General features: G+C 70.5%; 20 protein-coding genes. 8 read left to right on the forward strand and 12 right to left on the reverse strand.

Annotated features, from left to right (window positions below):
* Positions 1-253 precede the first annotated feature (253 nt).
* The 5 genes from Q0599_RS24110 to Q0599_RS24130 form a co-directional block, all read right to left on the reverse strand.
* Positions 254-1,456 carry an ABC transporter permease gene (locus Q0599_RS24110; protein ID WP_298835244.1) on the reverse strand — a complete coding sequence of 401 codons (1,203 nt, stop codon included), beginning with the start codon at positions 1,454-1,456 and terminating at the stop codon, positions 254-256.
* Positions 1,456-2,178: an ABC transporter ATP-binding protein gene (locus Q0599_RS24115; RefSeq protein WP_298835245.1), complete on the reverse strand. Its 723-nt coding sequence runs from the start codon at positions 2,176-2,178 to the stop codon at positions 1,456-1,458. Before Q0599_RS24115 ends, Q0599_RS24110 begins: the two co-directional genes overlap by 1 nt.
* Positions 2,175-3,497: an efflux RND transporter periplasmic adaptor subunit gene (locus tag Q0599_RS24120; RefSeq protein ID WP_298835246.1), complete on the reverse strand. Its 1,323-nt coding sequence runs from the start codon at positions 3,495-3,497 to the stop codon at positions 2,175-2,177. Before Q0599_RS24120 ends, Q0599_RS24115 begins: the two co-directional genes overlap by 4 nt.
* A complete protein-coding gene (locus Q0599_RS24125; RefSeq protein ID WP_298835247.1) occupies positions 3,494-4,924 on the reverse strand; it encodes an efflux transporter outer membrane subunit in 1,431 nt (476 codons plus the stop codon). Before Q0599_RS24125 ends, Q0599_RS24120 begins: the two co-directional genes overlap by 4 nt.
* An 81-nt stretch (positions 4,925-5,005) precedes the next feature.
* On the reverse strand, positions 5,006-6,505 hold the full coding sequence (locus Q0599_RS24130) for an AMP nucleosidase (protein ID WP_298835248.1): 1,500 nt from the start codon (positions 6,503-6,505) through the stop codon (positions 5,006-5,008).
* Positions 6,506-6,681: 176 nt separating this feature from the next.
* On the opposite strand from Q0599_RS24130, the gene Q0599_RS24135 reads away from it, so the two are divergent.
* Positions 6,682-7,947, forward strand: a complete 1,266-nt coding sequence (locus Q0599_RS24135) for a D-amino acid dehydrogenase (RefSeq protein WP_298835249.1) — start codon at positions 6,682-6,684, stop codon at positions 7,945-7,947.
* Here the strand turns inward: Q0599_RS24135 and Q0599_RS24140 are convergent.
* On the reverse strand, positions 7,938-8,945 hold the full coding sequence (locus Q0599_RS24140; protein WP_298835250.1) for a diacylglycerol kinase family protein: 1,008 nt from the start codon (positions 8,943-8,945) through the stop codon (positions 7,938-7,940). The genes Q0599_RS24135 and Q0599_RS24140 overlap by 10 nt on opposite strands.
* A 92-nt stretch (positions 8,946-9,037) precedes the next feature.
* Between Q0599_RS24140 and Q0599_RS24145 the strand changes: the two genes are divergently transcribed.
* Both Q0599_RS24145 and Q0599_RS24150 read left to right on the forward strand, forming a co-directional pair.
* Positions 9,038-10,099, forward strand: a complete 1,062-nt coding sequence (locus Q0599_RS24145) for a histone deacetylase family protein (protein WP_298835498.1) — start codon at positions 9,038-9,040, stop codon at positions 10,097-10,099.
* A 5-nt stretch (positions 10,100-10,104) separates the two neighbouring features.
* On the forward strand, positions 10,105-11,328 hold the full coding sequence (locus Q0599_RS24150; RefSeq protein WP_298835251.1) for a VanZ family protein: 1,224 nt from the start codon (positions 10,105-10,107) through the stop codon (positions 11,326-11,328).
* Between the two features lie 21 nt (positions 11,329-11,349).
* Here Q0599_RS24150 and Q0599_RS24155 read toward each other — a convergent pair whose 3' ends face one another.
* Positions 11,350-12,318 carry a threo-3-hydroxy-L-aspartate ammonia-lyase gene (locus Q0599_RS24155; protein ID WP_298835252.1) on the reverse strand — a complete coding sequence of 323 codons (969 nt, stop codon included), beginning with the start codon at positions 12,316-12,318 and terminating at the stop codon, positions 11,350-11,352.
* Positions 12,319-12,391: 73 nt separating this feature from the next.
* On the opposite strand from Q0599_RS24155, the gene Q0599_RS24160 reads away from it, so the two are divergent.
* From Q0599_RS24160 to Q0599_RS24170, 3 genes are all read left to right on the forward strand, one after another.
* Positions 12,392-14,197 (forward strand): carboxyl transferase domain-containing protein, encoded by a 1,806-nt coding sequence (locus Q0599_RS24160; protein ID WP_367180989.1) that lies wholly within the window; start codon positions 12,392-12,394, stop codon positions 14,195-14,197.
* Positions 14,198-14,271: 74 nt separating this feature from the next.
* Positions 14,272-14,634 (forward strand): antibiotic biosynthesis monooxygenase, encoded by a 363-nt coding sequence (locus Q0599_RS24165; protein WP_298835254.1) that lies wholly within the window; start codon positions 14,272-14,274, stop codon positions 14,632-14,634.
* Entirely contained in the window at positions 14,634-16,292 is a 1,659-nt protein-coding gene (locus Q0599_RS24170) for an MBL fold metallo-hydrolase (RefSeq protein WP_298835255.1), read from the forward strand. The genes Q0599_RS24165 and Q0599_RS24170 overlap by 1 nt, the downstream gene beginning before the upstream one ends.
* A 48-nt stretch (positions 16,293-16,340) precedes the next feature.
* Here the strand turns inward: Q0599_RS24170 and Q0599_RS24175 are convergent, their stop codons facing one another.
* The 4 genes from Q0599_RS24175 to Q0599_RS24190 form a co-directional block, all read right to left on the reverse strand.
* Positions 16,341-17,528, reverse strand: a complete 1,188-nt coding sequence (locus tag Q0599_RS24175; RefSeq protein ID WP_298835256.1) for an acetyl-CoA C-acyltransferase family protein — start codon at positions 17,526-17,528, stop codon at positions 16,341-16,343.
* A 66-nt stretch (positions 17,529-17,594) separates the two neighbouring features.
* On the reverse strand, positions 17,595-18,209 hold the full coding sequence (locus tag Q0599_RS24180; RefSeq protein WP_298835257.1) for a histidine phosphatase family protein: 615 nt from the start codon (positions 18,207-18,209) through the stop codon (positions 17,595-17,597).
* Positions 18,210-18,222: 13 nt separating this feature from the next.
* Positions 18,223-18,477: a hypothetical protein gene (locus tag Q0599_RS24185; RefSeq protein ID WP_298835258.1), complete on the reverse strand. Its 255-nt coding sequence runs from the start codon at positions 18,475-18,477 to the stop codon at positions 18,223-18,225.
* A 93-nt stretch (positions 18,478-18,570) separates the two neighbouring features.
* Complete coding sequence (locus tag Q0599_RS24190; RefSeq protein ID WP_298835259.1) at positions 18,571-18,774, reverse strand: hypothetical protein; 204 nt, start codon at positions 18,772-18,774, stop codon at positions 18,571-18,573.
* On the opposite strand from Q0599_RS24190, the gene Q0599_RS24195 reads away from it, so the two are divergent.
* The gene (locus Q0599_RS24195) at positions 18,767-19,342 is read left to right on the forward strand and encodes a hypothetical protein (RefSeq protein ID WP_298835260.1); all 576 of its coding nucleotides are present in this window, start codon (positions 18,767-18,769) and stop codon (positions 19,340-19,342) included. The genes Q0599_RS24190 and Q0599_RS24195 overlap by 8 nt on opposite strands.
* Entirely contained in the window at positions 19,243-19,908 is a 666-nt protein-coding gene (locus tag Q0599_RS24200) for a GGDEF domain-containing protein (protein ID WP_298835261.1), read from the forward strand. The genes Q0599_RS24195 and Q0599_RS24200 overlap by 100 nt, the downstream gene beginning before the upstream one ends.
* 15 nt (positions 19,909-19,923) lie before the next feature.
* On the opposite strand, the gene icmF is transcribed toward Q0599_RS24200, so the two are convergent.
* Positions 19,924-23,217, reverse strand: coding sequence for a fused isobutyryl-CoA mutase/GTPase IcmF (gene icmF, locus Q0599_RS24205; RefSeq protein WP_298835262.1), 3,294 nt, complete (start codon positions 23,215-23,217; stop codon positions 19,924-19,926).
* Positions 23,218-23,229: the final 12 nt, after the last annotated feature.

Genomic DNA, 23,229 nt, shown 5'->3' on the forward strand with positions numbered 1-23,229 from the left:
ACGGCGTCATGGAATCCTTCCGCACCGAGGCACAACCGGACAATGCGCGTGGCCCGTGCCTGGATCGTCATCGGATTTGCCGTCGTCGCAATCGCTGCGGTGATGGCCAACGCAAGCGCCATCACGCGCACTGCCGAGCAGTCGTCGTCGGGCGCGGGGATCGCGCTGCCGGCGCAACTCGCCGAACCCTCCGATCAGGCCGGCCGAGTCGGTCGGCGCCTGCGATCGATGATGTCCGTGCCGCGCGGCTGCGTCACTCGTGGCGCAGCGCGTCGATCGGATCGAGCCGCGCGGCTCGGCGTGCCGGGAAGTAGCCGAACACCACGCCGATCACCGCCGAGAAGGCGAAAGCGAGCAGGTTGATCGGCGCGTCGAAGGCGTAGGGGATCTGCATCAGGCGCGCCAGCACGATCGACGCGCCGGTGGCCAGCACGATGCCGATCAGGCCGCCCAGCGCGGCCAGTACCACCGCCTCGACGAGGAACTGCAGCAGCACCTCGCGCTCCAGCGCGCCGATGGCCAGCCGCACGCCGATCTCGCGCGTGCGTTCGGTGACGCTGACGAGCATGATGTTCATGATGCCGATGCCGCCGACGACGAGGCTGACCGCGGCCACGGCGCCGAGCAGCATGGTCATGATCTGCGTGGTGCCCGACATCGTGTCGGCGATCTGCCGCGTGTCGAGCACGCTGAAGTTGTCGTCCTCGTTGTCGGCCAGCTTGCGCCGCTCGCGCATCAGCTGGGCGAGGCTGGCCTTCGTGCGCGCGGCGTCGCTGCCCTCGCGCATCGACACCAGGATGGTGTTGACGCGCGTGTGACCGACGACGCGCCGCTGCATCGTCGCCAGCGGCAGCACCAGGAGGTTGTCCTGGTCGTTGCCCATCGCGCCCTGTCCCTTGGAGGCGAGCAGGCCGACGACGGTGCAGGAGAACTTCTTCACGCGGATCTGCTCGCCGAGCGGGTTGGCGCTGCCGAACAACTCGCGCCTCACGGTGGCGCCGATCACGCACACCGCGGCACCGACGCGTTCCTCGTCGGGCTCGAAACCGCGCCCGCCGGCCAGCGTCCAGCTGGCGACGCCGAACCAGTCCTGCGTCGAGCCGGTCAGGCTGGCGGACCAGTTGCGCCCGTTCGCCACCAGCGTCGCGCTGCTGCGCACCTCCGGCGCCACCGCGCGCACCCCGCCGATCTGCGCCGCGACGGCCTCCACGTCGGACACGCTGAACGCCGGGCCGCCGGGGCTGCCCGGGCCCATGCGCTGACCGGGCAGCACCATCAGCAGGTTGCTGCCCAGGCTGGCGATCTGCGCCTGCACGGCGCGCGTTGCACCGTTGCCGAGGGTGACCATGGTGATCACCGCGCCCACGCCGATGACAATGCCCAGCATGGTGAGGAACGAGCGCAGCAGGTTGCGGCGGATCTCCCGCAGCGCCAGCAGCAGCGTGTTGAACCACATCACGCGACTCCTTCGGTCGCGGCGCGCGTCTGACGGCTGTCGATCTCGACGCGGCCGTCGATGAAGCGCACCACGCGCTTCGCGTACGCTGCCATGTCGGGCTCGTGCGTGACCATGATCACCGTGATGCCCTGCTGATTCAGGCGCGTCAGCAGTTCCATGATTTCCCGGCCGCGCTGCGTGTCGAGGTTGCCGGTCGGCTCGTCGGCGAGCAGCACCTCGGGATTGGTCACGATCGCGCGCGCGATCGCCACGCGCTGCTGCTGGCCTCCGGAGAGCTCGGCCGGCGTGTGGTGTTCCCACCCCGTCAGTCCGACCGAGGCCAGCGCGGCGCGCGCCTGCGCGTGGCGTACCGCCGCCGCTTCGCCGCGGTAGAGCAGCGGCAGCTCGACGTTCTCCTGCGCCGAGGTGCGCGCCAGCAGGTTGAAGCCCTGGAAGACGAAGCCGAAGTACTTTCGGCGCAGCCGCGCGCGCTGATCGCGCGAGAGCTTCTGCACCGCCATGCCGCGGAACAAGTAGTCGCCCGAGGTCGGCACGTCGAGGCAGCCCAGCGTGTTCATCGCGGTGGACTTGCCCGATCCGCTCGGTCCCATGATGGCGACGAAGTCGCCGCGCGCGATGTCCAGGTCCACGCCCTTGAGCGCCTGGAAGGCGGCCTGGCCCTGGCCGTAGGTCTTGGTGATGCCGCGCAGCCGAATCAGCGGCGACGTGTCTTCCGTCACTTCGCGGCTCCGCTGCGCTGGTCGACGATCACCGCGTCGCCCTCGGCGAGTCCGGTACCGGACACTTCGGTGCGCCGCCCGTCGCTGGCGCCCACGGTCACCCTCACGGCCACCGGCCGGCCGTCGCGCAGCACCCACAGCTGCCGGCTGCCGCCGTTGCCGGCGACGGTGGCGCTGCGCCTTGTAAAGCTGCTCGGAGGCCGCGGCATCAGCTTCGCGACGATGCTGGTGCTGCCGGTCGCCGCCGGCGCTGAGGCCGTCGCGGCGGCGTCAGCGGGCGTGAAGCGCAGCGCCGTGTTCGGCACCAGCAGCGCGGGCTGGCGATCGCTGGTCTGGATCGTCGCGGTGGCGGTCATGCCCGGGCGCAGCGTGAGGTCCTGGTTGTCGACGTCCAGCCGCGTCGTGTAGGTGACCACGTTGTCGGTCTTCGTCGAGCCGTAGGCCACGCGCGTCACCGTGGCCGGGTAGCGGCGATTCAGGTAGGCGCCGACGGTGAAGCTCGCCTTCTGCCCGTTGGCGACCATGCCGACGTCGGTCTCGTCGACGTTGACTTCGAGCTGCAGCTTGCTCAGATCCTCGGCGAGGGTGAACAGCGTGACGGCCTGCAGAGAGGCGGCCACCGCGTTGCCGGGTTCGACGGTGCGCGTCAGCACGACGCCGTCGATCGGCGAGCGGATCGAGGCCTTCGACAGGTTGGTCTCGTCCGTCGAGAGCTGTGCCTGCGCGCTGGCCACGCTGGCGCGGGCGCTGGCCTGCTCGGCCTGCGCGCGTTCGACCGCGGCGCGCGCGGTGTCCAGCTCGCTCTGCGCCGGCACCTTGCCGCCGGAGAGCCTGGACACTTCCTGCAGCCGCGCGAGATTGCCCTGCGCTTCCTTCAGCGTCGCCGCGGATTGAGCGACTTGCGCCTGGGCCGAGGCCAGCGAAGCGCGCGAGCGCACGATCTGGTCGCGCAGCTTGGCGGTGTCGAGCTCGACCAGCACCTGGCCCTTCTTCACGCGATCGTTGACGTCGACGAGCACGCGCGACACCGTGCCGGAGAGCTCGCTGCCGATGTTCACCGAGCGCGTCGGCTGCAGCGTGCCGTCAGCGCTGACGGTCACGCTCAGCATGCCGCGCACGACCGCCTCGGTCACATAGCCCGGCGCGGCGCCAGCGCGCTGGCCCGACTGCCACCAGACCAGCGCGGCAATGGCGGCGAGCACCACGAGCACGCCGCCCCACAGCAGCGGACGCTTCCACATCGGGCGGGCGGAAGGCTCGTCGAGCAGGGTGGCGATCTCGGTGGCGCTCGGACCGGCGGCAGTGGTGGTGGCGTTCATGGGCGTTGCTCTTGGGAAGGGAGCGCGGGCTGCGGCTCGGCCGTGGGTGACCAGCCGCCGCCCAGCGCCTTGTACAGGCGCACGTGGTCGCTGGCCCAGTCGGCGTCGCTGCTGGCCACGCTGTCCTGCGCGGCGAGCTGCGAGCGCTGCGTCTCCAGCACGGTCTGGAAGTCGACCAGGCCGCTGGCATAACGCTGCCGTGCCAGCAGCGCGGCGTTGTCCGCCGCCTCGGCGGCGCTGCGCAGCCGTGCCCGCCGTTCGCGGTCGCCTTGAAGCGCAACGAGCGCGTCCTCCACCTCCTTCAGCGCCGCGAGCACGGCGCCACGGTGGGAGGCGCTCGCCTGGTCGAGGGCGGCCTGCTGGGCACTCACCTGCGCCTTCGCCGCGCCGCCGTCGAACAGGGGCACCGACACGCTGGCCAGCAGAGAGCTCGCCACCGCGCCGCCGGCGCTCAGACCGGACAGCGTCAGCGCCGACAGGCCCAGCGAGCCGCTCAGGCCGAAGCTCGGGTAGCGCGCCGCGTCGGCCTGCACCACGCGTTGCGCGGCGGCACTCACTTGCAGTTCGGCCGCGCGCACGTCGGGGCGCTGGCGCAGCGTTTCGGCGGGGAAGGCCAGCGCGAGATCGGCCGGCGGCTGCGGCAGGGCCCCACCGGCGTTCAGCTCGAGCTGCGCTGCGGTGCGGCCGGTGAGCAGCGCGAGCTGGTGGCGCGACTGGGCGATGGTCGTCTGCAGCACGGGCAACTGCGCGCGCGTCTGCTCGACCGCGGCGCGGGCCTGCTCGGCCTCCAGCGACGTGGCCAGGCCGGCCTGCACGCGCCACTGCGTGATCTGCAGCGTCTCCTGCTGGCTAGCGAGGTTGTCCTGCGCGATGGCCAGGCGCTGCTCCGCGCTGCGCAGCGTGATGTAGGCCTGTGCCACTTCGGCGGCCACCGAGACCTGCACGTCGCCCAGGCTCGCGGCGCTGGCCTGCGCATCGAATTCGGCGGCGTCGTTCGCACTGCGATTGGCGCCGAAGAGGTCGAGCTCCCAGCTGGCGTCGATGCCGGCGCGGAAGCTGTTGCCCGCCGGACTGGAACCCGAGCGGCTGCGCTGCGCGGCGGCCGAGGCATCGACGGCAGGGCCGAGCCGCGCCGATTGCACCCGCGCCAGCGCTCGCGACCGGCGCAGTGTGGCCTGTGCGGAGGCCACGCTGGTGTTGGCAGCGAGCGCCTGTTCGATCAGCGCGGTCAGCGCCGGGTCGTCGAAGCGCAGCCACCAGGCAGCCAGGGACGCGGCGTCACGCGCGGCGCTCGCGTTCGACCACGAGGCCGGCAACGCCACGCCGGCACTCTCGTCGGTGGGCGCGGCGGTCAGCGTCGCGCAACCGGCCAGGGCCAGCGCGGCGAGCAGGGTAGTCGTTCGGGGCAGGGCGCGGACAGCGGGCATGGGGGCAGTCTGGCGCGCTGCGATTGCCCGCGTGCTTGCGTGGCGTCAAATTGTGTAAAGCGCCCGTGGCGCTGCCGCCGTCTACTGGAACGCCACCTCGGCGAAGCTGCGCAGCTTGCGGCTGTGCAACTGGTCGACGCCCTGTTCGCGCAGCCTCTCGATGGCACGGATGCCAATGCGCAGATGCTGGTCGACGCGCTCGCGGTAGAAGGTGTTGGCCATGCCGGGCAGCTTGATCTCGCCGTGCAGCGGCTTGTCGCTGACGCACAGCAAGGTTCCGTAGGGCACGCGAAAGCGGAAGCCATTCGCCGCGATGGTGGCGCTCTCCATGTCCAGCGCGATGGCGCGGCTCTGGCTGAAGCGCCGCTCCGGCGTGGTCGACACATTGCGCGACGGCAGCAGCTCCCAGTTGCGGTTGTCGGTGCTGGCCACCGTGCCGGTGCGCATCAGCCGCTTCAGCTCGTAGCCCTTGAGCTGGGTGATCTCGGCCACCGCGGACTCGATCGCCACCTGCACCTCGGCCAGCGGTGGGATCGGCACCCACAGCGGCAGTTCCTCGTCCAGCACGTGGTCCTCGCGCACGTAGCCGTGGGCGAGCACGTAGTCGCCGAGCTGCTGCGTGTTGCGCAGGCCCGCGCAGTGGCCGAGCATGATCCAGGCGTGCGGACGCAGCACCGCGATGTGGTCGGTGATGGTCTTCGCGTTGGCCGGACCGACGCCGATGTTGACCATCGTGATGCCGGCGTTGTCCGGCCGCACCAGGTGGTAGGCCGGCATCTGCGGCAGGCGCGGCGGTGCGATGCCGAGTTCGTCGCCCGGTTGTGCACTCAGGCCGGCGCGGCGCGTCACCACGTTGCCCGGCTCGACGAAGGCCACGTAGTCCTGCGCGCGCGCGGCACTTGCCATGGTCTCGTGACCGAGGCGGACGAACTCGTCGATGTAGAACTGGTAGTTCGTGAACAGCACGAAGTTCTGGAAATGCTCGGGTGCGGTACCCGTGTAGTGGCGCAGGCGGTGCAGCGAGTAATCCACCCGCGGCGCGGTGAACAGCGACAGCGGATGCGGCTCGCCGCGGCGCGGCTCGTGCGTGCCGTTGGCGATGCCGTCGTCCATCGCGCCGAGGTCGGGCAGGTCGAACACGTCGCGCATCAGCTGCCGCCGCTCCGCGCTCAGCGTGCCTTCGACATGGTCGCCCTCGGCGAACGAGAAGTGCACGGGGATCGGCTGCGTGCCGGTGCCGACCTCCAGTGCCACGCCATGGTTGCGCAACAACAGGCGGAACTGCTCGAGGTAGTAGTTGGCGAACAGGTCGGGCCGCGTCAACGAGGTTTCGTAGGTGCCGGGGCCCGCGACGAAGCCGTAGGACAGGCGCGAGTCGGCGCGCGCCACCGTGTCGGTGTGCACGCGCACGAAGGGGTAGCAGGCCCGCACCTTCGCGCCCACGTCCTCGCCGGCGACGAAGCGATGCAGGGCCTCGCGCAGGTGGGCAATGCCGGCGTCGTAGATGGACTTCACCTGCGCGAGCGCACGATCCGGATCGTCGAAGCGGGCGGGAGCGACGAAGGCGGGCTGGAAGCTCATGGTCGGATTGTGGCGGCGATTGAGGGTGGCGGCGGCGATCTGGATGAACTGCGGTACGACCCATGTTTTGGGAACGAAAATTCCGAGATCCTGGCAATTACCTTCAATCTGCAGCGAAATACTCCAAGTCTGCCTCGATAAGCTCACGCATCGAATCAATTGCGGAGTGCGCTGTCATGAAGGTCATCGTTCTGGGCAGCGGCGTCATTGGCGTGACCAGCGCCTGGCATCTGGCGCTGGCCGGTCACGAGGTCACCGTGGTCGACCGCCAGGACAGCGCTGGCAAGGAGACCAGCTACGCCAATGCCGGCGAAGTGTCGCCCGGCTACTCGGCGCCCTGGGCCGGCCCGGGCGTGCCGGTGAAGGCGATCAAGTGGCTGCTGATGCAGCACCGGCCGCTGGTCATCCGCCCCCATCTCGACATGGGCCTGGTGCGCTGGGGCCTTTCGATGCTGCGCAACTGCACCTCCGCGCGCTACGAGCTGAACAAGAGCCGCATGGTGCGCCTGGCCGAGTACAGCCGCGACGTGCTGCGCGAGATGCGCAGCAGCATCGGCATCGGCTACGACGAGCGCTCTCAGGGCACGCTGCAACTGTTCCGCACGCAGAAGCAGTTCGACGGCACCGGCGCCGACATCGAGGTGCTCAAGCGCTACGGCGTGCGCTACGAACTGCTCGACCGCGCCGGCTGCATCCACCACGAGCCGGCGCTGGCGCGCGTGAAGGACAAGTTCGTCGGCGGCCTGCTGCTGCCCGGCGACGAGACCGGCGACTGCTTCAAGTTCACGCAGAACCTCGCCGCGCGTGCTGCGCAGCGCGGCGTGCAGTTCCGCTACGGCACCTCCATCGAGCGCCTCGACACCAGTGGCGGCCGCATCAGCGGCGTGGTCACCGGCGCGGGCACGCTGCAGGCCGACGCCTACCTCGTCGCCTTGGGCAGCTACTCGCCGATGCTGCTGTCGCCGCTGGGCATCCGCATCCCGGTCTATCCGGTGAAGGGCTACTCGATCACCGTGCCCATCACCGATGCGAGCGGCGCACCCGAGTCGACCGTGATGGACGAGACACACAAGGTCGCGGTGACTCGCCTGGGCGAGCGCATCCGCGTCGGCGGCACCGCCGAACTGGCCGGCTACACGTTGCAGTTGCACGAGCCGCGTCGGCGCACGCTGGAGCATGTCGTCACCGACCTGTTCCCGGCCGGCGGCGACGTCGCGCAAGCCGAATTCTGGTGCGGGCTGCGGCCGATGACGCCAGACGGCACGCCGGTGGTCGGCGGCACGCGGCTGCCCAACCTCTACCTTGCCACCGGCCACGGCACGCTGGGCTGGACCATGGCGGCGGGCACGGGGCGCGTGATGGCCGACCTGATCTCCGGCCGCGAACCGGCCATCGACATGGCCGGCCTGACGATCGACCGCTACGCGAACGCCTACGCCTGAGCGGCCTCGCTGATGGCGGCCGATTCGACGGCCGGCCGGCGCGGCAGCTTGGTGCTCACCACGCTGACGGCCGCGGCGCGAATGCGCACCTCGAAGCGGCGCAGCGGCGCCAGCGGCTCGCCGTCGGCGGCCAGCGGCAGTTCGTCGTCGCTCTCGATCTGCATGGCCTGGAAGGTCCAGGTGTGCACCTTGGGGTTCGCGAGGTGGGTGCCGTTGAGCAAGCGCGGCAGCATGGCCAGCGTGCCGAGCCGGCTGAAGCGGCCGGCCACCAGCAGGTCGAGCTTGCCGTCGCCGACGCGCGCGCTGGGCACCGCGGGCATGCCGCTGCCGTAGCTGCGCGTGTTCAGCACGGAGGCGAAGATCGCCTCGCCTTCGTGGCACGGCGCGCCATCCAGCGCGATGCGGATGCGGTGCGTGCGCAGCGAGGCCAGCTCGCCCAGCGTCGCCCACAGGTAGCGTGGCAGGCCGTCGATCCAGCGCGGTCCTGCCAACGCACGGCGCGCCACGGCGGCGTCGAAGCCGGCGGCGAGGCTGGAGAAGAAGGGCACGCGAAGCCGCGGCGTGATCAGCTCACCCACGTCCATGCGCCGCGTCGGCCCGCGCAGTGCCAGGTCCAGTGCCTTCTGCCAGGGCAGGCCGGCGACGCCGAGCGCGCGCGCGGTGTCGTTGCCGCCGCCCAGCGGCACCACGCCGAGCGCGAGGCGGTGCGTCAGCAGCACGGGCAGCATGTGGTGCAGCGTGCCGTCGCCGCCGACGAGCACGACACGGCTGCTGCGCGGCAGGCATTGCAGCGTGGCTCGCGAACGCTCGATGCTGTCGGACTCGACCAGCGCCACGCCCGGCGCGTGCGACGCGAGCCAGGCGCGCACCGGCTCGGCCAGCGCCGCTGCCTGTCCGCTGGCAGCGCGAGGGTTGAGCAGCACCATCGTCGGCCGCTCGGGGCGGTAGACGATGCGCTCCTCCTCGTCGTCGGGCTGGGTCGATGGTGGCGCGAGCATCGACCGAAGAGCCTAGCGCAATTTCCCGGGCCTGCCGCCGGCATGCCGGCGTGCCGCGCAAAATCGCACGCTTGCCCGAGTCCGAAGCCACCATGCTGATCGTCCACAACCCCGACCATGCCCGCCACGCCGGACGCCAGGAGATGTTCCGCGGTCGGCTGGTGCCCTGCCACGAGGTGCCGCAGCGGCTGGACCACGTGCTCGCCGAGCTGGCGCGCCGCGGCTTCGGGCCGCGGTTCACGCCCGCCGAACTGCACAATGGCACGGACGCCGCCTGCGACGACGTGCTGCAGCGCATCCACGCGCCGCGCTATCTGCGCTTCCTGGCACAGGCCTGGGACGAATGGCTCGCGCTCGACCCGGCGAACGCCGACCTCGACGCGCTGCCCTCGGTGTGGCCGGTGCGCGGCTTCCGCGCCGACATCGAGCCGGACAACTTCGCTGCGCGCCTGGGCCTGTACTCGTTCGACGCCGGCACGCCGCTGACCGCCGGCAGCTGGGTGGCCGCGCGCACCGGTGCGCATGGCGCCGTGCTCGCCGCGCGGGCCGTGGCGCAAGGTCGCGAGCGGGTCGCGTTCGCGCTGAGCCGCCCGCCGGGGCACCACGCGGGCGCCGACTTCTTCGGCGGCTACTGCTTCCTCAACAACGCGGCGCTGGCGGCGCAGACCTTGCGCGACCAGGGCGCCGCTCGCGTGGCGGTGCTCGACATCGACTACCACCACGGCAATGGCACGCAGAGCATCTTCTACGAGCGTGCCGACGTGCTGACGATCTCGATCCACGGTGACCCGCGCACCGAATATCCCTTCTACCTCGGCCACGCCGACGAGCGTGGCGTGCTCGCCGGCGAGGGCTTCAACCTCAACCTGCCGCTGCCGCGAGGCACCGGCTTCGCGCGCTGGCACGAGGCGCTGCGACAGGCGACTGCCGCGGTGCGGGCCTTCGGCGCGCAGGCGCTGGTGGTGCCGCTGGGCGTCGACACCTTCGAGGGCGACCCGATCTCCGGCTTCACGCTGAGAAGCGAGGATTACCTGCGTATTGGCGCGGGCCTGGCGGCACTGAATCTGCCCACCGTGTTCGTGTTCGAGGGCGGCTATGCCGTGGCCGAAGTCGGCATCAACGTGGTCAACGTGCTGCAGGGTTTCGAAGTATGACCCCCATGCCGACCCCGGCCGTCGCGCCCGGTGAGGACGGCAGACCTCACGCCGGAGCGGTGCGGGCGCTGCACCTGATCTGCCTCGTGCTCGTCACGCACGGCTCACTCTATCCCTGGGAGTTCGGCTGGCCAGTGGGCGGCTTCGCGTCCGCTTGGCGCAGCTTGTGGACGCCGGGGCCCTTGTGGAGCGGCCTGGGGGACGTGGTGGGCAACGTCGCGTTGTTTGTCCCGATAGGTGCATTGATGTTGCTCGATCTCAGGCAGTCGCGCGTCATGCCGCGCTGGCTCGTGCCGATCATGTTGCTCCTGGGCACGCTGTTCGCGATCCTGCTGCAGGTCCTCCAGATCGCTGTGCCGGCGCGCGACCCCCAGCTCTCGGATGTGGCCTGGAACGTACTCGGCCTGCTGATCGGTGCCGCGCTGTCGGGTGCGCTTCGGCGCCTTCGGCTCGCGACGACATCGGTCGACGGCCGCCGAGCCGTTCAACTCTGGCTCATCGGCGTCTGGCTGGTGACTGAGTGGTGGCCGCTGATTCCCACCATCGACTGGCAACACGTCAAGGATGCGCTCAAGCCGTTGTTGCTGGCGCCGCGCTGGAGTGTGCACAGCGTCGCCGAGTCGGCTTTGATGGTCGTCGTTGTGGCGCGCTTGTTGCGCGGGTTGCCGGCTGCCGGCTGGCTGCTGCTCGGTGTCGTGGGGTTCGCGCTGGGTGGGAAGCTGTTCATCGCGGAGCAGGCGATCTCGCTGGGCCGCGCCTGCGGCATGGCGGCCGGCCTGTTGCTCGGCGCAGCCAGCTTGCGCCTCGATGCGACACTCAGCGCGCGCTGGCTGGTCGCCTCTACGTGGGTATGGCTGAGCCTCGACGAACTGCGGCCGTTCGAGTTGGCTGGATCGGTTGGCGTCTTCCAGGCGATCCCCTTCGTCGCTTTGTTGCAGGGGTCGCTCAGCGCCAACACGCTCGGATTGCTGCTGCTGACGTTCTGGGTCGGCGTGATCCTGGTGTTCACGCTCGAGGTGGGCGCGCGGCCCGGTGTGATGGCAACAGGTCTCTGCATCTGGTTGCTGACGCTCGAAGTGGCGCAGATGTTCTTGCCTGGGCGCGTGGCCGACATCACGCCGATGCTTGTTCCCGCGCTGTGGGTTCTCGCTCTCCATGCGGCGGGAGCGGTGCCGCCAAGCGCATCTCGCGCGCCTCGCAAGCGACAGCACCGTCGAACCGACGCCTGAGCACGCAACCCTCGCCGGACGTCAGTCCACCACCTCGGCGCCACTCATGAGGGCCACGAAGCGGTCGATGCCGATGTTGCCGCCCGACAGCGTGACGCCGACCCGCCGTCCGCGAAAGCGCTCGCGGTGATGCATCAGCGCCGCCAGCGCACAGGCGCCCGAGGGCTCCAGCACCAGCTTCAGGCGCTCGAAGGCGAAGCGCATCGCCTCCACCACCACCGGGTCGGGCACGGCGAGCACGTCGGTCACCTGCGTGCGGATGACCTCCCAGGGGTGGCGGCCCACTGCCTGCGTCTGCTGGCCGTCGCAGATGGTGCGCGGCACGTCGATGTGCACGATCTCGCCGCGGCGCAGCGACTGCTGCATGTCGTTGCCGCGCTCGGGCTCGGCACCGAACACCTCGATCGCGGGCAGCAGGTGTTTCGCCGCGACCGTGCAGCCGGAGAGCAGGCCACCGCCGCCGGCGCAGACGATCAGCGCGTCGAGCGCGCCGGCATCCTCGATCAGTTCCAGCGCCGCCGTGCCCTGGCCGGCCATCACCGGCAGGTGATCGAAAGGCGGGATGAGCGCGGCGCCGCGCTCGCGCGTCAGGCGCGCGGCGATCTCGGCGCGGTCCTGCGTGTAGCGGTCGTAGACGATCACCTCCGCGCCGTAGCCGCGTGTGGCGGCGAGCTTGAGTGCCGGTGCGTCGTGCGGCATCACGATGGTGGCGGCGCAGCCGTGCAGCCGCGCGGCCAGCGCCACCGCCTGCGCGTGGTTGCCGGAGGAGAACGCGACCACGCCGCGCGCCCGTTCGGCCTCGCTGAGCACGTTCACTGCGTTGTAGCCGCCGCGGAACTTGAAGGCACCCATGCGTTGCAGGTTCTCGGCCTTCATCAGCACCTGCATGCCGAGCAGGCCGTCGAGCGTGCGCGAGGTGACCACGGGGGTGCGGTGCGCCACCCCCTTCAGGCGGGCGGCGGCGGATTCGATCGCGGCGAACTGGAGCATGGTGCGGGCTGGCGGTTGTCCCGGGCGCGACCACTGTAGCGCGCGGCCCGGCGCTACAGTGGTCGGACCGGGAGTGACGCGCATGACGCAAGAGATCCGTTCGCCGATGGCCGCCACGGTGGTCGAGTTCGCGGTGGCCGCGGGCCAGGCGGTTCGCGCCGGCGACTTGCTGGCCATCGTCGAGGCGATGAAGATGGAGCACGAGCTGCACGCGCCGCACGACGCGCGCGTGCTGGCGCTTCTGGCGCAGCCGGGTGAGCTGGTCGGCGAGGGCGACGGGCTGCTGCGCCTCGGGCCCGCCGAGCCGCGGGAGGCGGCCGAGGCGGTGGTGTCCCTGCCGCACGAGAGGCCGGAGTTGCGCGCCGACCTGAAGGAACTCTTCGAACGCGAGGCGCTGTTGCACGACGCGGCGCGGCCCGACGCGGTCGCGCGCCGCCACGGCAGCGGCCTGCGCACCGCGCGCGAGAACGTCGCCGACCTCTGCGACGACGACAGCTTCGTCGAGTACGGCGCCTTCGCCTACGCCGCGCAGACGAAGCGCCGCAGCGTCGACGAGCTGATCCGCCAGACGCCCGCCGACGGCATGGTCACCGGCATCGGCCGCGTCGACGGCATGCGTTGTGCCGTGCTCGCCTACGACGCCACCGTGCTCGCCGGCACGCAAGGCCTGCGCAACCATCAGAAGACCGACCGGCTGCTCGGCCTCGCGCTGGAGCACAGGCTGCCCGTGATCCTGTTCGCCGAAGGGGGCGGCGGTCGCCCGGGCGACACCGACATGCCGGTCGTCGCCGGCCTGCACGTGGGCACCTTCGCCAGCTTCGCGAAGCTTTCCGGACGGGTGCCGCTGATCGGCGTCGCCGCGGGGCGCTGCTTCGCCGGCAATGCCGCGCTGCTCGGCTGCTGCGACCTCATCGTCGCCACGCGCGGCAGCAACATCGGCATGGGCGGGCCGGCGATGGTCGAGGGTGGGGGCCTCGGCCTCTTCGCGCCCGAGGACATCGGGCCGGCCGCCACGCAGTCGGCCAACGGCGTGATCGACCTGCTGGTCGACGACGAAGCGGCGGCGGTGGCGGCGACCAAGCGGCTGCTCGGCCTGCTCACCGGCCGGCATGTCGCGGGCGAGGCGCCTGACGCGCTGGCGCTGCGCGATCTGCTGCCCGAGCAGCGCGTGCGCAGCCACGACATGCGCCGCGTCGTCGACGGCCTGTTCGACCGCGGCAGCACGATCGCGCTGCGCGGTGACTTCGGTGTCGGCATCCACACGCTGCTCGCGCACCTAGGCGGCCGGCCCGTGGGCGTGATGGCCAGCAACCCGCTGCACCTGGGCGGCGCCATCGACCCCGACGCCGCGGACAAGGCTGAGCGCTTCATGCAGCTGTGCAATGCGCATGGCCTGCCGATGATCTCGCTGATCGACACGCCGGGCTTCATGGTCGGACCGGAGGTCGAGGCGAGGGCGCAGGTGCGGCATGTCAGCCGCATGTTCGTCGCCGCGGCGCAGCTGCGCGTGCCTTTCCTCGCCGTCGTGCTGCGCAAGGCCTATGGCCTGGGGGCGATGGCCATGGCCGGCGGCGGCTTCCACGTGCCGCTGGCCACCGCCGCGTGGCCGAGCGGCGAGTTCGGTGCGATGGGCCTGGAGGGGGCGGTGCGCCTGGGATACCGCAAGGAGCTCGAGGCTCTGCCCGAGGGAGCGCCGCGCGAGGCGCGTTTTCGCGAGCTGCTCGATCGACAGGTTGGCGACGGGCGTGCGCTGAACATGGCGGCGACGCTCGAGATCGACACCGTCATCGACCCGGCGCGCACGCGCGACTGGCTGCTGCGCCAGCTCGATGGCACGGAGCTGCGCGAGCGCGGGTTGCCGGGCATCGACCCCTGGTAGGTGCGGCTACACAGCGCCTTGCCTGCGGCGTAGCATGCGCCGCTCTGCCCCCTCACCACGACAGGAGACACGCCATGGCATCGAACGACACCTGCTGCACCCTGGTCCCGTACTTCAAGGTCGCGACTGGCAAGATGGACGAGTTCCGCGCGCTGTGCGACACCTTCGTCGCCAAGACGCGCACCGAGCCCGGCTGCGTGCACTACGCGTTCTCGTTCAGCGGTGACGAGGCGCATTGCCGCGAGGGCTACGACGACGCAGCCGCCCTGTTGGCGCACCTCGACAACGTCGGCCCGACCCTGCAGGAGGCGCTGAAGATCGCCCAGATCACGCGCCTCGAGGTACACGCGCCGGCCGGCGAGATCGAGAAGCTGAAGGGCCCGCTGGCCGCGCTGAATCCGCAGTGGTTCAGCGTCGAAGTGGGATTCCGCCGCTGATGAGTTCGGACGAGAAGCCGCCGCGCCCTGCCGCCACCGTGGTGGTGGTGCGCGACGCAGCGCTGGGCATCGAGGTGCTGCTGCTGCGCCGCGCCGAGCGTGGCGACCTCAACAGCGGCGCCTGGGTGTTCCCCGGCGGTCTGGTCGATGCAGCAGACCGCGCCGCGCTGCCGCATTGCCGCGGGCTGGACGCCGCCGTGGCCGACGCGCGCCTCGGCGTCGGCGCGCATGCGCTCGACTACTGGGCGGCTGCCGTGCGCGAGTGCTTCGAGGAAGCCGGGCTGCTCTTTGCGCGCGAGCGCGACGGCCGGCCGCTCGTGCTCGATGCCCAGCGTGCCGCGCGGCTCGATGCCTGGCGCGGCCCATTGCAGCGCGGCGAGCAGTCGCTGGCGGCGCTGTGCCACGAGGAAAGGCTCACGCTGGCCATTGACGAGCTCGTCTACTTCAGCCACTGGGTCACGCCGATCGGGCGGCCCAAGCGCTTCGACACGCGCTTCTTCATCGCCCGTGCGCCCGCCGGGCAGGAATCCGCGCACGACGACGGCGAGCTCGTCGAGCAGCTCTGGCTGAGCCCGACCGCGGCGCTGACGCGCACCGAGCCGCTCAAGCTGATGACGCCAACGCAGAAGACGCTGGAGGCGATCGCGAGGTTCGACGATGTCGACGCGCTGCTTGCCTGGGCGCGGCAGCCGCGCGAGGTGCCGCTGATCCAGCCGCAGATCGGCACCGGCCGCCAGGGCACGCGGCCGGTCACGCCCGACGAGCCAGCCTTCGCCGAACTGCGTCGCATCGACCCCGAATGCCGTGGCGACGTCTCCTACGACATCAACCCCGGGGTGGCGGTGCGGCTGTCGGCGCGGGTGCTCCGCGTCACCGCGCACAACGGCAGCGTGATGACCGGGCCGGGGACGAACAGCTACCTGGTCGGCGGCGGCCCGCGCAACGAATGGGCCGTCGTCGATCCCGGACCGGCCGAGGCGTCGCATGTCGGCGCCATCCTGGCTGCGGCGCCGGGGCCGATCCGCTGGATCTTCGCCACGCACACCCACCTCGACCACTCGCCCGGCTGCGCGCTGTTGAAGGCGCACACCGGCGCGGCGGTGCACGGCCGCAAGGCCGACCACCCGGAGTGGCAGGATGCGAGCTTCGCGCCCGACCGCGAGCTCTGCGGAGGCGAGCGCTTCGCGATCGACGAGGGCGTCACGCTGACGGCGGTCCACACGCCTGGCCACGCCTCCAACCACCTCTGCTACCGGCTCGAGGAAGAGAGGACTCTCTTCACCGGTGACCACGTCATGCAGCTCAGCACGGTGGTCATCAACCCGCCGGACGGCGACATGGCGGCCTACCTCGCCTCGCTGCGCGCACTGTGCGCCGAGGAGCTGGACTGGCTGGCGCCTGGCCACGGCTTCCTCATGGCACAGCCGCGCGCCGCCTTCGAGCGGATCATCGCCCACCGGCTGCAACGCGAGGCCAAGGTGCTGGCGGGACTGCGCGAACTGGGCCAGCCCGACGAGTCCGCCCTCTTGGCGCATGTCTATGCCGACGTGCCGGAGCGCATGCACCCGATGGCACTGCGCTCGCTGCGGGCGCACCTGTACAAGCTGCGTTCAGAGCAAAGAGTTCACGAGCAGGCGGGTTCGTGGCGGCTGCTTTGACCGTCGCGCCCTTCCTGCGGTCAGAGCTGCAGGAAGGGCGGGGTCGGATCAGGCGCGTTCGAAGATCGCGGCAATGCCCTGGCCGCCGCCGATGCACATCGTCACCAGCGCGTAGCGGCCGTTCACGCGCTGCAGTTCGTAGAGCGCCTTGGTGGTGATGATCGCGCCGGTGGCGCCGATCGGGTGCCCGAGCGAGATGCCCGAGCCGTTCGGGTTCACCTTGGCCGGGTCGAGGGCCAGTTCCTTGACCACCGCGCAGGCCTGCGCGGCGAAGGCCTCGTTGGACTCGATCACGTCGAGATCCCCGACCTTCAGGCCGGCCCGGGCCAGCGCCAGCTTGGTCGCCGGCACCGGGCCGATGCCCATGATGGTCGGCTCCACCCCGGCGTGCGCATAGCTGACCAGGCGCGCGATCGGCTTGAGGCTGCCGGCCTTCACCGCCTCGGCGCTGGCCAGCACCACCGCGCCGGCACCGTCGTTGATGCCGCTGGCGTTGCCGGCGGTGACCGCGCCATCCTTCTTGAAGGCGGCGCGCATCTTCGCCAGCGCTTCCATCGTCGTGCCCGGCTTGACGTGCTCGTCGGTGTCGAAGGTGATGTCGCCCTTCTTGCTCGGGATGACGACCGGGACGATCTGGCTCTTGAAGCGACCTTCGGCAATGGCGGCAGCGGCACGCCGGTGGCTCTCCACCGCGAGCTCGTCCATCATCGAGCGGCTGATGCCGTACTGCTCGCCGACGTTCTCGGCGGTGATGCCCATGTGGATCTTGTGGAAGGGGTCATGCAGCGCCCCGACGACGAAGTCCAGCATCGGGCTGTCGCCCATGCGCGCGCCCCACCGCGCCTGCGGCAGCAGGTAGGCGCCGCGGCTCATCGATTCCGCGCCGGCGCCCACTGCGAGCTCGCAGTCGCCCAGGGTGATGGCCTGCGCGGCCGACACGATGGCCTGCAGTCCCGAGCCGCACAGACGGTTCACGTTGAAGGCCGGCGTCTCCTTGGGGCAGCCGGCACCGATGGCGGCGACGCGGCTGAGGTAGGCGTCGCGCGGCTCGGTGGGGATCACCGTGCCCATCGCGAGGTGGCCGACGCTGGCCGCGGCGGCGCCGCTGCGCTCCAGCGCGGTCTTCACCGCCAGCGTGGCCAGTTCGGCCAGGGGAACGTCCTTCAGCGAACCGCCGAAGGTGCCAATGGCGGTGCGGGCTGCGCCGACCACGTAGACGTCGCGGGGAAGGGCCATGTGGGGTCTCCTCGAGTTGGAATGCGTGGAAGTTACGCCCGAAGCGATACAAGCGGCTTACAGGACTCACCCACCCGACAAGGCCAGAGGGTTGTCCGACGGCCCGCCACCGAGGTGGGCCGTGCAGTCGACCCGCGTCGCACGCGGCGGCACGCCGTCCTCGATCACCGTCACCGAAGTGTTGGCGATGCGGGACGGAAGCGTGTTTCCCGCCGGCAAGGCCAGGCGCCGCGCCAGCAGGCTGTGGATGACGAGCCCGTGCGTGACGACGACGACGGTGCCGCTGCTGCCCCGCGCAGCCGCCAGCGCCTGAGCGAGGGCCTCGTCCACCCGCGCCTCGAAGGCGGCCACCGACTCGCCCTGCGGCGGTGCCGAAGCCAGGGCCAGTGGATCGAAGCCGAGGGCATCGTAGGGTTGGCCGCGCAGCACGCCGAAGTTGCGCTCCCGCAGCAGCGGCTGTGGCACGAGGGGGAGGCGGCAGGCGAGGGCGACGGACTCGGCCGTCTGCCATGCCCGCGACAGGTCGCTGGACCAGAGCAGGGAAACCGGTTCGTCGCTCAGCCGCTGCGCCAGCGCGGCGGCCTGTGCGCGGCCGCGCTCGCTCAGTGGCGTGTCCGGCGGTTGCAGGACGCGCGCCGCATTCAGCGCGGTTTCGCCATGGCGAACCAGCAGCAGCCGCATCGGCCGCGGCTGATCAGCGCGGATACCGGATGGGGGCGGGGCGGGGCTGCTTGCCGGCGAGCTGGCGGATCTGGTCGATGCCCACGAGTGCCAGCATCACCGGAACGACCAGCAAGGCCGCGATTCCGGCGGCGAGAAGCACCGGCACCACAAGCACCAGCAACAGCGCAGTGGCGACATGTCGCCAAGTCACCCCAGCCTGCGGGCGGCCTGCGCCGAGCCCCTGAGGGCGGGCGGACTGGCCACTGGCGACGACATCTTGGCGCATGGGCAGGCTTTCGATGATTGGCGTGAGGTGCACCTTAGCGGCTGAAGCCCCCCCTGAACAAGGGGTGCCATTCACTTCAAATGTTACGAAATGTCAGATGATGTCATTCGTGTCATACACCGCGCACCCGCCAGAAGCGTCGAACTGGGGCGGCGTGTCCGTGCTGTTGTGCCGATCGAGGATCCGCGTGCTTGGCGAGAATCCCTTCTCCGGACCGTGGCGGTGCTCGCGGCGGTCACGCACACACCACTGACTGCCCATCGACCTGCGCACCTTGCTGGTGGCCTTGATGATCAACCTGGTCACCATGGCCGTCGTGCTGCCGGCCGTGATGGGGCGTGTCAACGCGCTGGCGCGGCGCGCGCAGTGGTCGGCCGCGCTTCAGGCGATGGGCTGGGTGCTGATCCTGCTATCGGGGCTGGTCGAACGTGGCGCCTGGGCCGACCGGCTGCTGTCCTCCGCGGCGATGGCCGCCATGGCGTCCAGCCTTGCCCTGCTGGGCGAGGCATTCGACCGCTGGTGCGGCCGATCCACGACCGACCGCCTGCAGTGGCTGATCGCCGGACTCATGCCGATCGTCTATGCCATCGGCTTCCCGCACGACGCCTTCCGCGTCGGCTGGGCGAACGCCCTGCTCGCGCTGCAGATGGTGCTCGTCGCTGTTTGCGTCGGCCGTCCGGCGCGGTTCCCGGTCGGACGCTGGCGCTGGCTGGTGATGGCCAGCCTGCTCGCTCAGGCCACGGTGACGCTGTGGCGTGGCGTGGCGTGCTCGGCGCCTTCTTCACCGATGCCTACCCGCGCTTCCTCGCGCCGCACCCGGTCAACTACGCCTCGGCCATCGTCGCGCTGGCCGCCTCGCTGCTGACCCTCGTGGGCGTCCTGCTCGCGCACCGCGACGAAGCCGCCCGCGAACTCGAGCGGCTCGCCAGCGTGGACGGTCTGACCGGCGTGCTCAACCGCCGTGCCTGGATGGTTCTCGCACGCGCCCGGCTCGCCGACGCGGCGCGCCGTGCTCGGCCGATGGTCGTGCTGATGATCGACATCGACCGCTTCAAGCAGATCAACGACGGACAGGGTCACGATGCCGGCGATCGGGCTCTGCGTCTGGTGGCGCGCAACCTGGGCGCGTCGGCGCGCCCCGGCGACTTGGTGGGGCGCTACGGGGGCGAGGAGTTCTGCGTGCTGATGGAGGATGCCGACGAAGAGGCAGCGCAGCGCTTCGATCGAAAGCTGCGCGAGCGCCTGGCGCAGACCTCGCGCGAGGAACTGGGCCTGGCGGTCGATTTCAGCGCCGGCGTCTCGCGCTGCCACGGGCCGGCGGACACGCTGGAGGGCATGCTCAGGCGGGCCGACGCGGCGCTCTACCGGGCCAAGGACAGCGGCCGCGCCCGCACGCTGGACACCTCCTTCGGGCTGCTGCAAGCCGCGTGAGCGGCCGGCCCGCGCTCACATGCTGCGCCGGTACTGCCCGCCGACCTCGAACAGGGCATTGGTGATCTGGCCCAGCGAACAGCAGCGCACTGCGTCCATCAACACCTCGAAGACGTTGCCGTTGTCGATGACGGCCTGCTGAAGCCGCTGCAGCATCGGGGGCGCATCGTCGGCATGGCGCGCCTGGAAGTCCTGCAGCCGCGCGAGCTGACTCTGTTTCTCTTCCTCGGTGGAGCGCGCCAGCTCCAGGCTTTGCGGGACGGGGTCGCCGTGCGGATTGCGGAAGGTGTTCACGCCGATGATGGGGTACTCGCCGGTGTGCTTGAGCATCTCGTAGTGCATGCTCTCTTCCTGGATCTTGCTGCGCTGGTAGCCGGTCTCCATCGCTCCGAGCACGCCGCCGCGCTCGGCGATCTTCTCGAACTCGGCGAGCACTGCTTCCTCCACCAGCTCGGTCAGCTCGTCGATCACGAACGCGCCCTGGTTCGGGTTCTCGTTCTTCGCCAGGCCCCACTCGCGGTTGATGATCAGCTGGATGGCCATCGCTCGGCGCACGCTCTCCTCCGTCGGCGTGGTGATCGCCTCGTCGTAGGCGTTGGTGTGCAGCGAGTTGCAGTTGTCGTAGATGGCGATCAGCGCCTGCAGCGTGGTGCGGATGTCGTTGAAGGCGATCTCCTGCGCGTGCAGGCTGCGGCCGCTGGTCTGCACGTGGTACTTCAGCTTCTGGCTGCGCTCGTTGGCGCCGTAGCGTTCGCGCATCGCCACCGCCCAGATGCGCCGCGCCACCCGGCCCAGCACGGTGTACTCCGGGTCCATGCCGTTGCTGAAGAAGAAGCTCAGGTTGGGTGCGAAGTCGTCGATGTGCATGCCGCGCGCCAGGTAGGCCTCGACGAAGGTGAAGCCGTTGGACAACGTGAAGGCCAACTGCGAGATCGGGTTCGCGCCGGCCTCGGCGATGTGGTAGCCGGAGATCGAGACCGAGTAGAAATTGCGCACCTGGTGGTGCACGAAGTACTCGGCGATGTCGCCCATCACCTTCAGGCTGAACTCGGTCGAGAAGATGCAGGTGTTCTGGCCCTGGTCTTCCTTGAGGATGTCGGCCTGCACCGTGCCACGCACGTTCGCCAGCGTCCACGCGCGGATCTTCGCGGCCTCGTCGTCGGTGGGCTCGCGCCGGTTGTCGGCGCGGAACTTGTCGAGCTGCTGGTCGATCGCCGCGTTCATGAACATCGCCAGGATGCTCGGCGCCGGGCCGTTGATCGTCATGCTCACCGAGGTGGCCGGGTCACACAGGTCGAAACCCGAGTAGAGCACCTTCAGGTCGTCCAGCGTGGCGATGGACACGCCGGAGTTGCCCACCTTGCCGTAGATGTCCGGGCGCAGGTCGGGGTCGTTGCCGTACAGCGTGACCGAGTCGAAGGCGGTGGACAGGCGCTTGGCCGGCATGCCTTCGCTGACCAGCTTGAAGCGCCGGTTGGTGCGGAAGGCGTCGCCCTCTCCGGCGAACATGCGCGTGGGATCCTCGTTCTCGCGCTTGAAGGCGAAAGTGCCGGCCGTGTAGGGAAAGCTGCCGGGCACGTTGTCGAGCATCAGCCACTTGAGGATCTCGCCGTGGTCCTCGTAGGCTGGCAGGGCCACCTTGCGGATCTTGTTGCCCGACAGCGTGGTGTGCGTCAGCGCCGTGCGGATTTCCTTGTCGCGGATCTTCACCACGTACTCGTCGCCCGCGTACGCGCGCTGCATGTCGGGCCACATCGCGAGCAGCTTCTTCGCGCGCGGATCCAGCTTCGCCTCGCGCAGTCCGGCCTGCTCGGTGAGCGCGTCGCGTGCGCGGTGCTTCTCGGGGATGGCGTCGTACAGCATGCGCGCGCTCTCGCGCAGCTGCTGGATCTCGCGTGCCAGTCTGGCCTGCTCGCGCGCATGGCGCTTGTAGCCGCGCACGGTGTCGGCGATGTCGGCCAGGTAGCGCACGCGCGCGCCCGGGACGATGGGCACCTGGTGGGTGCTGTGGCGCGTCGCGGCCGGCGGCAGCCGGCCCGGCCGGACCGCCATGCCCAGCGACTTCAGCCGCGGCAGCAGCGCCTGGTAGAGCGCCGTCACGCCGTCGTCGTTGAAGCGGCTGGCCATGGTGCCGAACACCGGCATTGATTCCGGCTTCTGCTTCCACGCCTCCTTGTTGCGCTGCACCTGCTTGGCGACGTCGCGCAGCGCGTCCATCGCGCCCTTGCGGTCGAACTTGTTGATGGCCACGAACTCGGCGAAGTCGAGCATGTCGATCTTCTCGAGCTGGCTGGCGGCCCCGAACTCCGGCGTCATCACGTACATCGGCACATCGACGAGGGGCACGATGGCCGCGTCGCCCTGGCCGATGCCGGACGTCTCGACGACGATCAGATCGAAGCCGGCCACCTTGCAGGCGGCGATGACGTCGGGCAGCGCCTGGCTGATCTCGCTGCCGAAATCGCGTGTCGCCAGGCTGCGCATGAACACGCGCGGGCCCCGCTGCCAGGGGCCGATGGCGTTCATGCGGATGCGGTCGCCGAGCAGTGCGCCGCCGCTCTTGCGCCGGCTCGGGTCGATCGAGACCACCGCGACGCGCAGGTCATCCTCCTGGTCCAGCCGCAGGCGGCGGATCAGTTCGTCGGTGAGGCTGGACTTGCCCGCGCCGCCGGTGCCGGTGATGCCGAGCACGGGGACCTTCACGTCCTGCGCTGCCGCCTGCAACGATTGCCTGAGCGCGTCGCCCGCCTTGCCGTTGTCCAGCGCCGTGATGAGTTGCGCCAGCGCTCGCCAGGCCGACTCGGTGTGCCCGCGCACGGCAGCGACGTCGCTCGGCGCGTGTGGCGACAGGTCGAGGTCGCAGCGCATCACCATCTCGCCGATCATTCCCGCGAGGCCCATGCGCTGCCCGTCCTCCGGGCTGTAGATGCGCGCGACGCCGTAGGCCTGCAGCTCGGCGATCTCGCTGGGCACGATCACGCCGCCGCCGCCGCCGAACACCTGGATGTGCGCGCCGCCGCGCGCGCGCAGCAGGTCGACCATGTACTTGAAGTACTCCACGTGGCCGCCCTGATAGCTGCTCATGGCGATGCCTTGCGCGTCCTCCTGCAGCGCGGCGGTGACGACCTCGTCGACCGAGCGGTTGTGGCCGAGGTGAATCACCTCCGCGCCCATGCCCTGGAGGATGCGGCGCATGATGTTGATCGCCGCGTCGTGGCCGTCGAAGAGGCTCGCCGCGGTGACGAATCGCACCTTGTTCGTCGGGCGGTAGGCCGCCAGTGCCTGGTATTCGGCGGAAAGATCGGTCACGGGGTGTCTCCG

The sequence above is a fragment of the uncultured Piscinibacter sp. genome, from assembly GCF_937952055.1.
Classification (GTDB): Bacteria; Pseudomonadota; Gammaproteobacteria; order Burkholderiales; family Burkholderiaceae_C; genus Piscinibacter.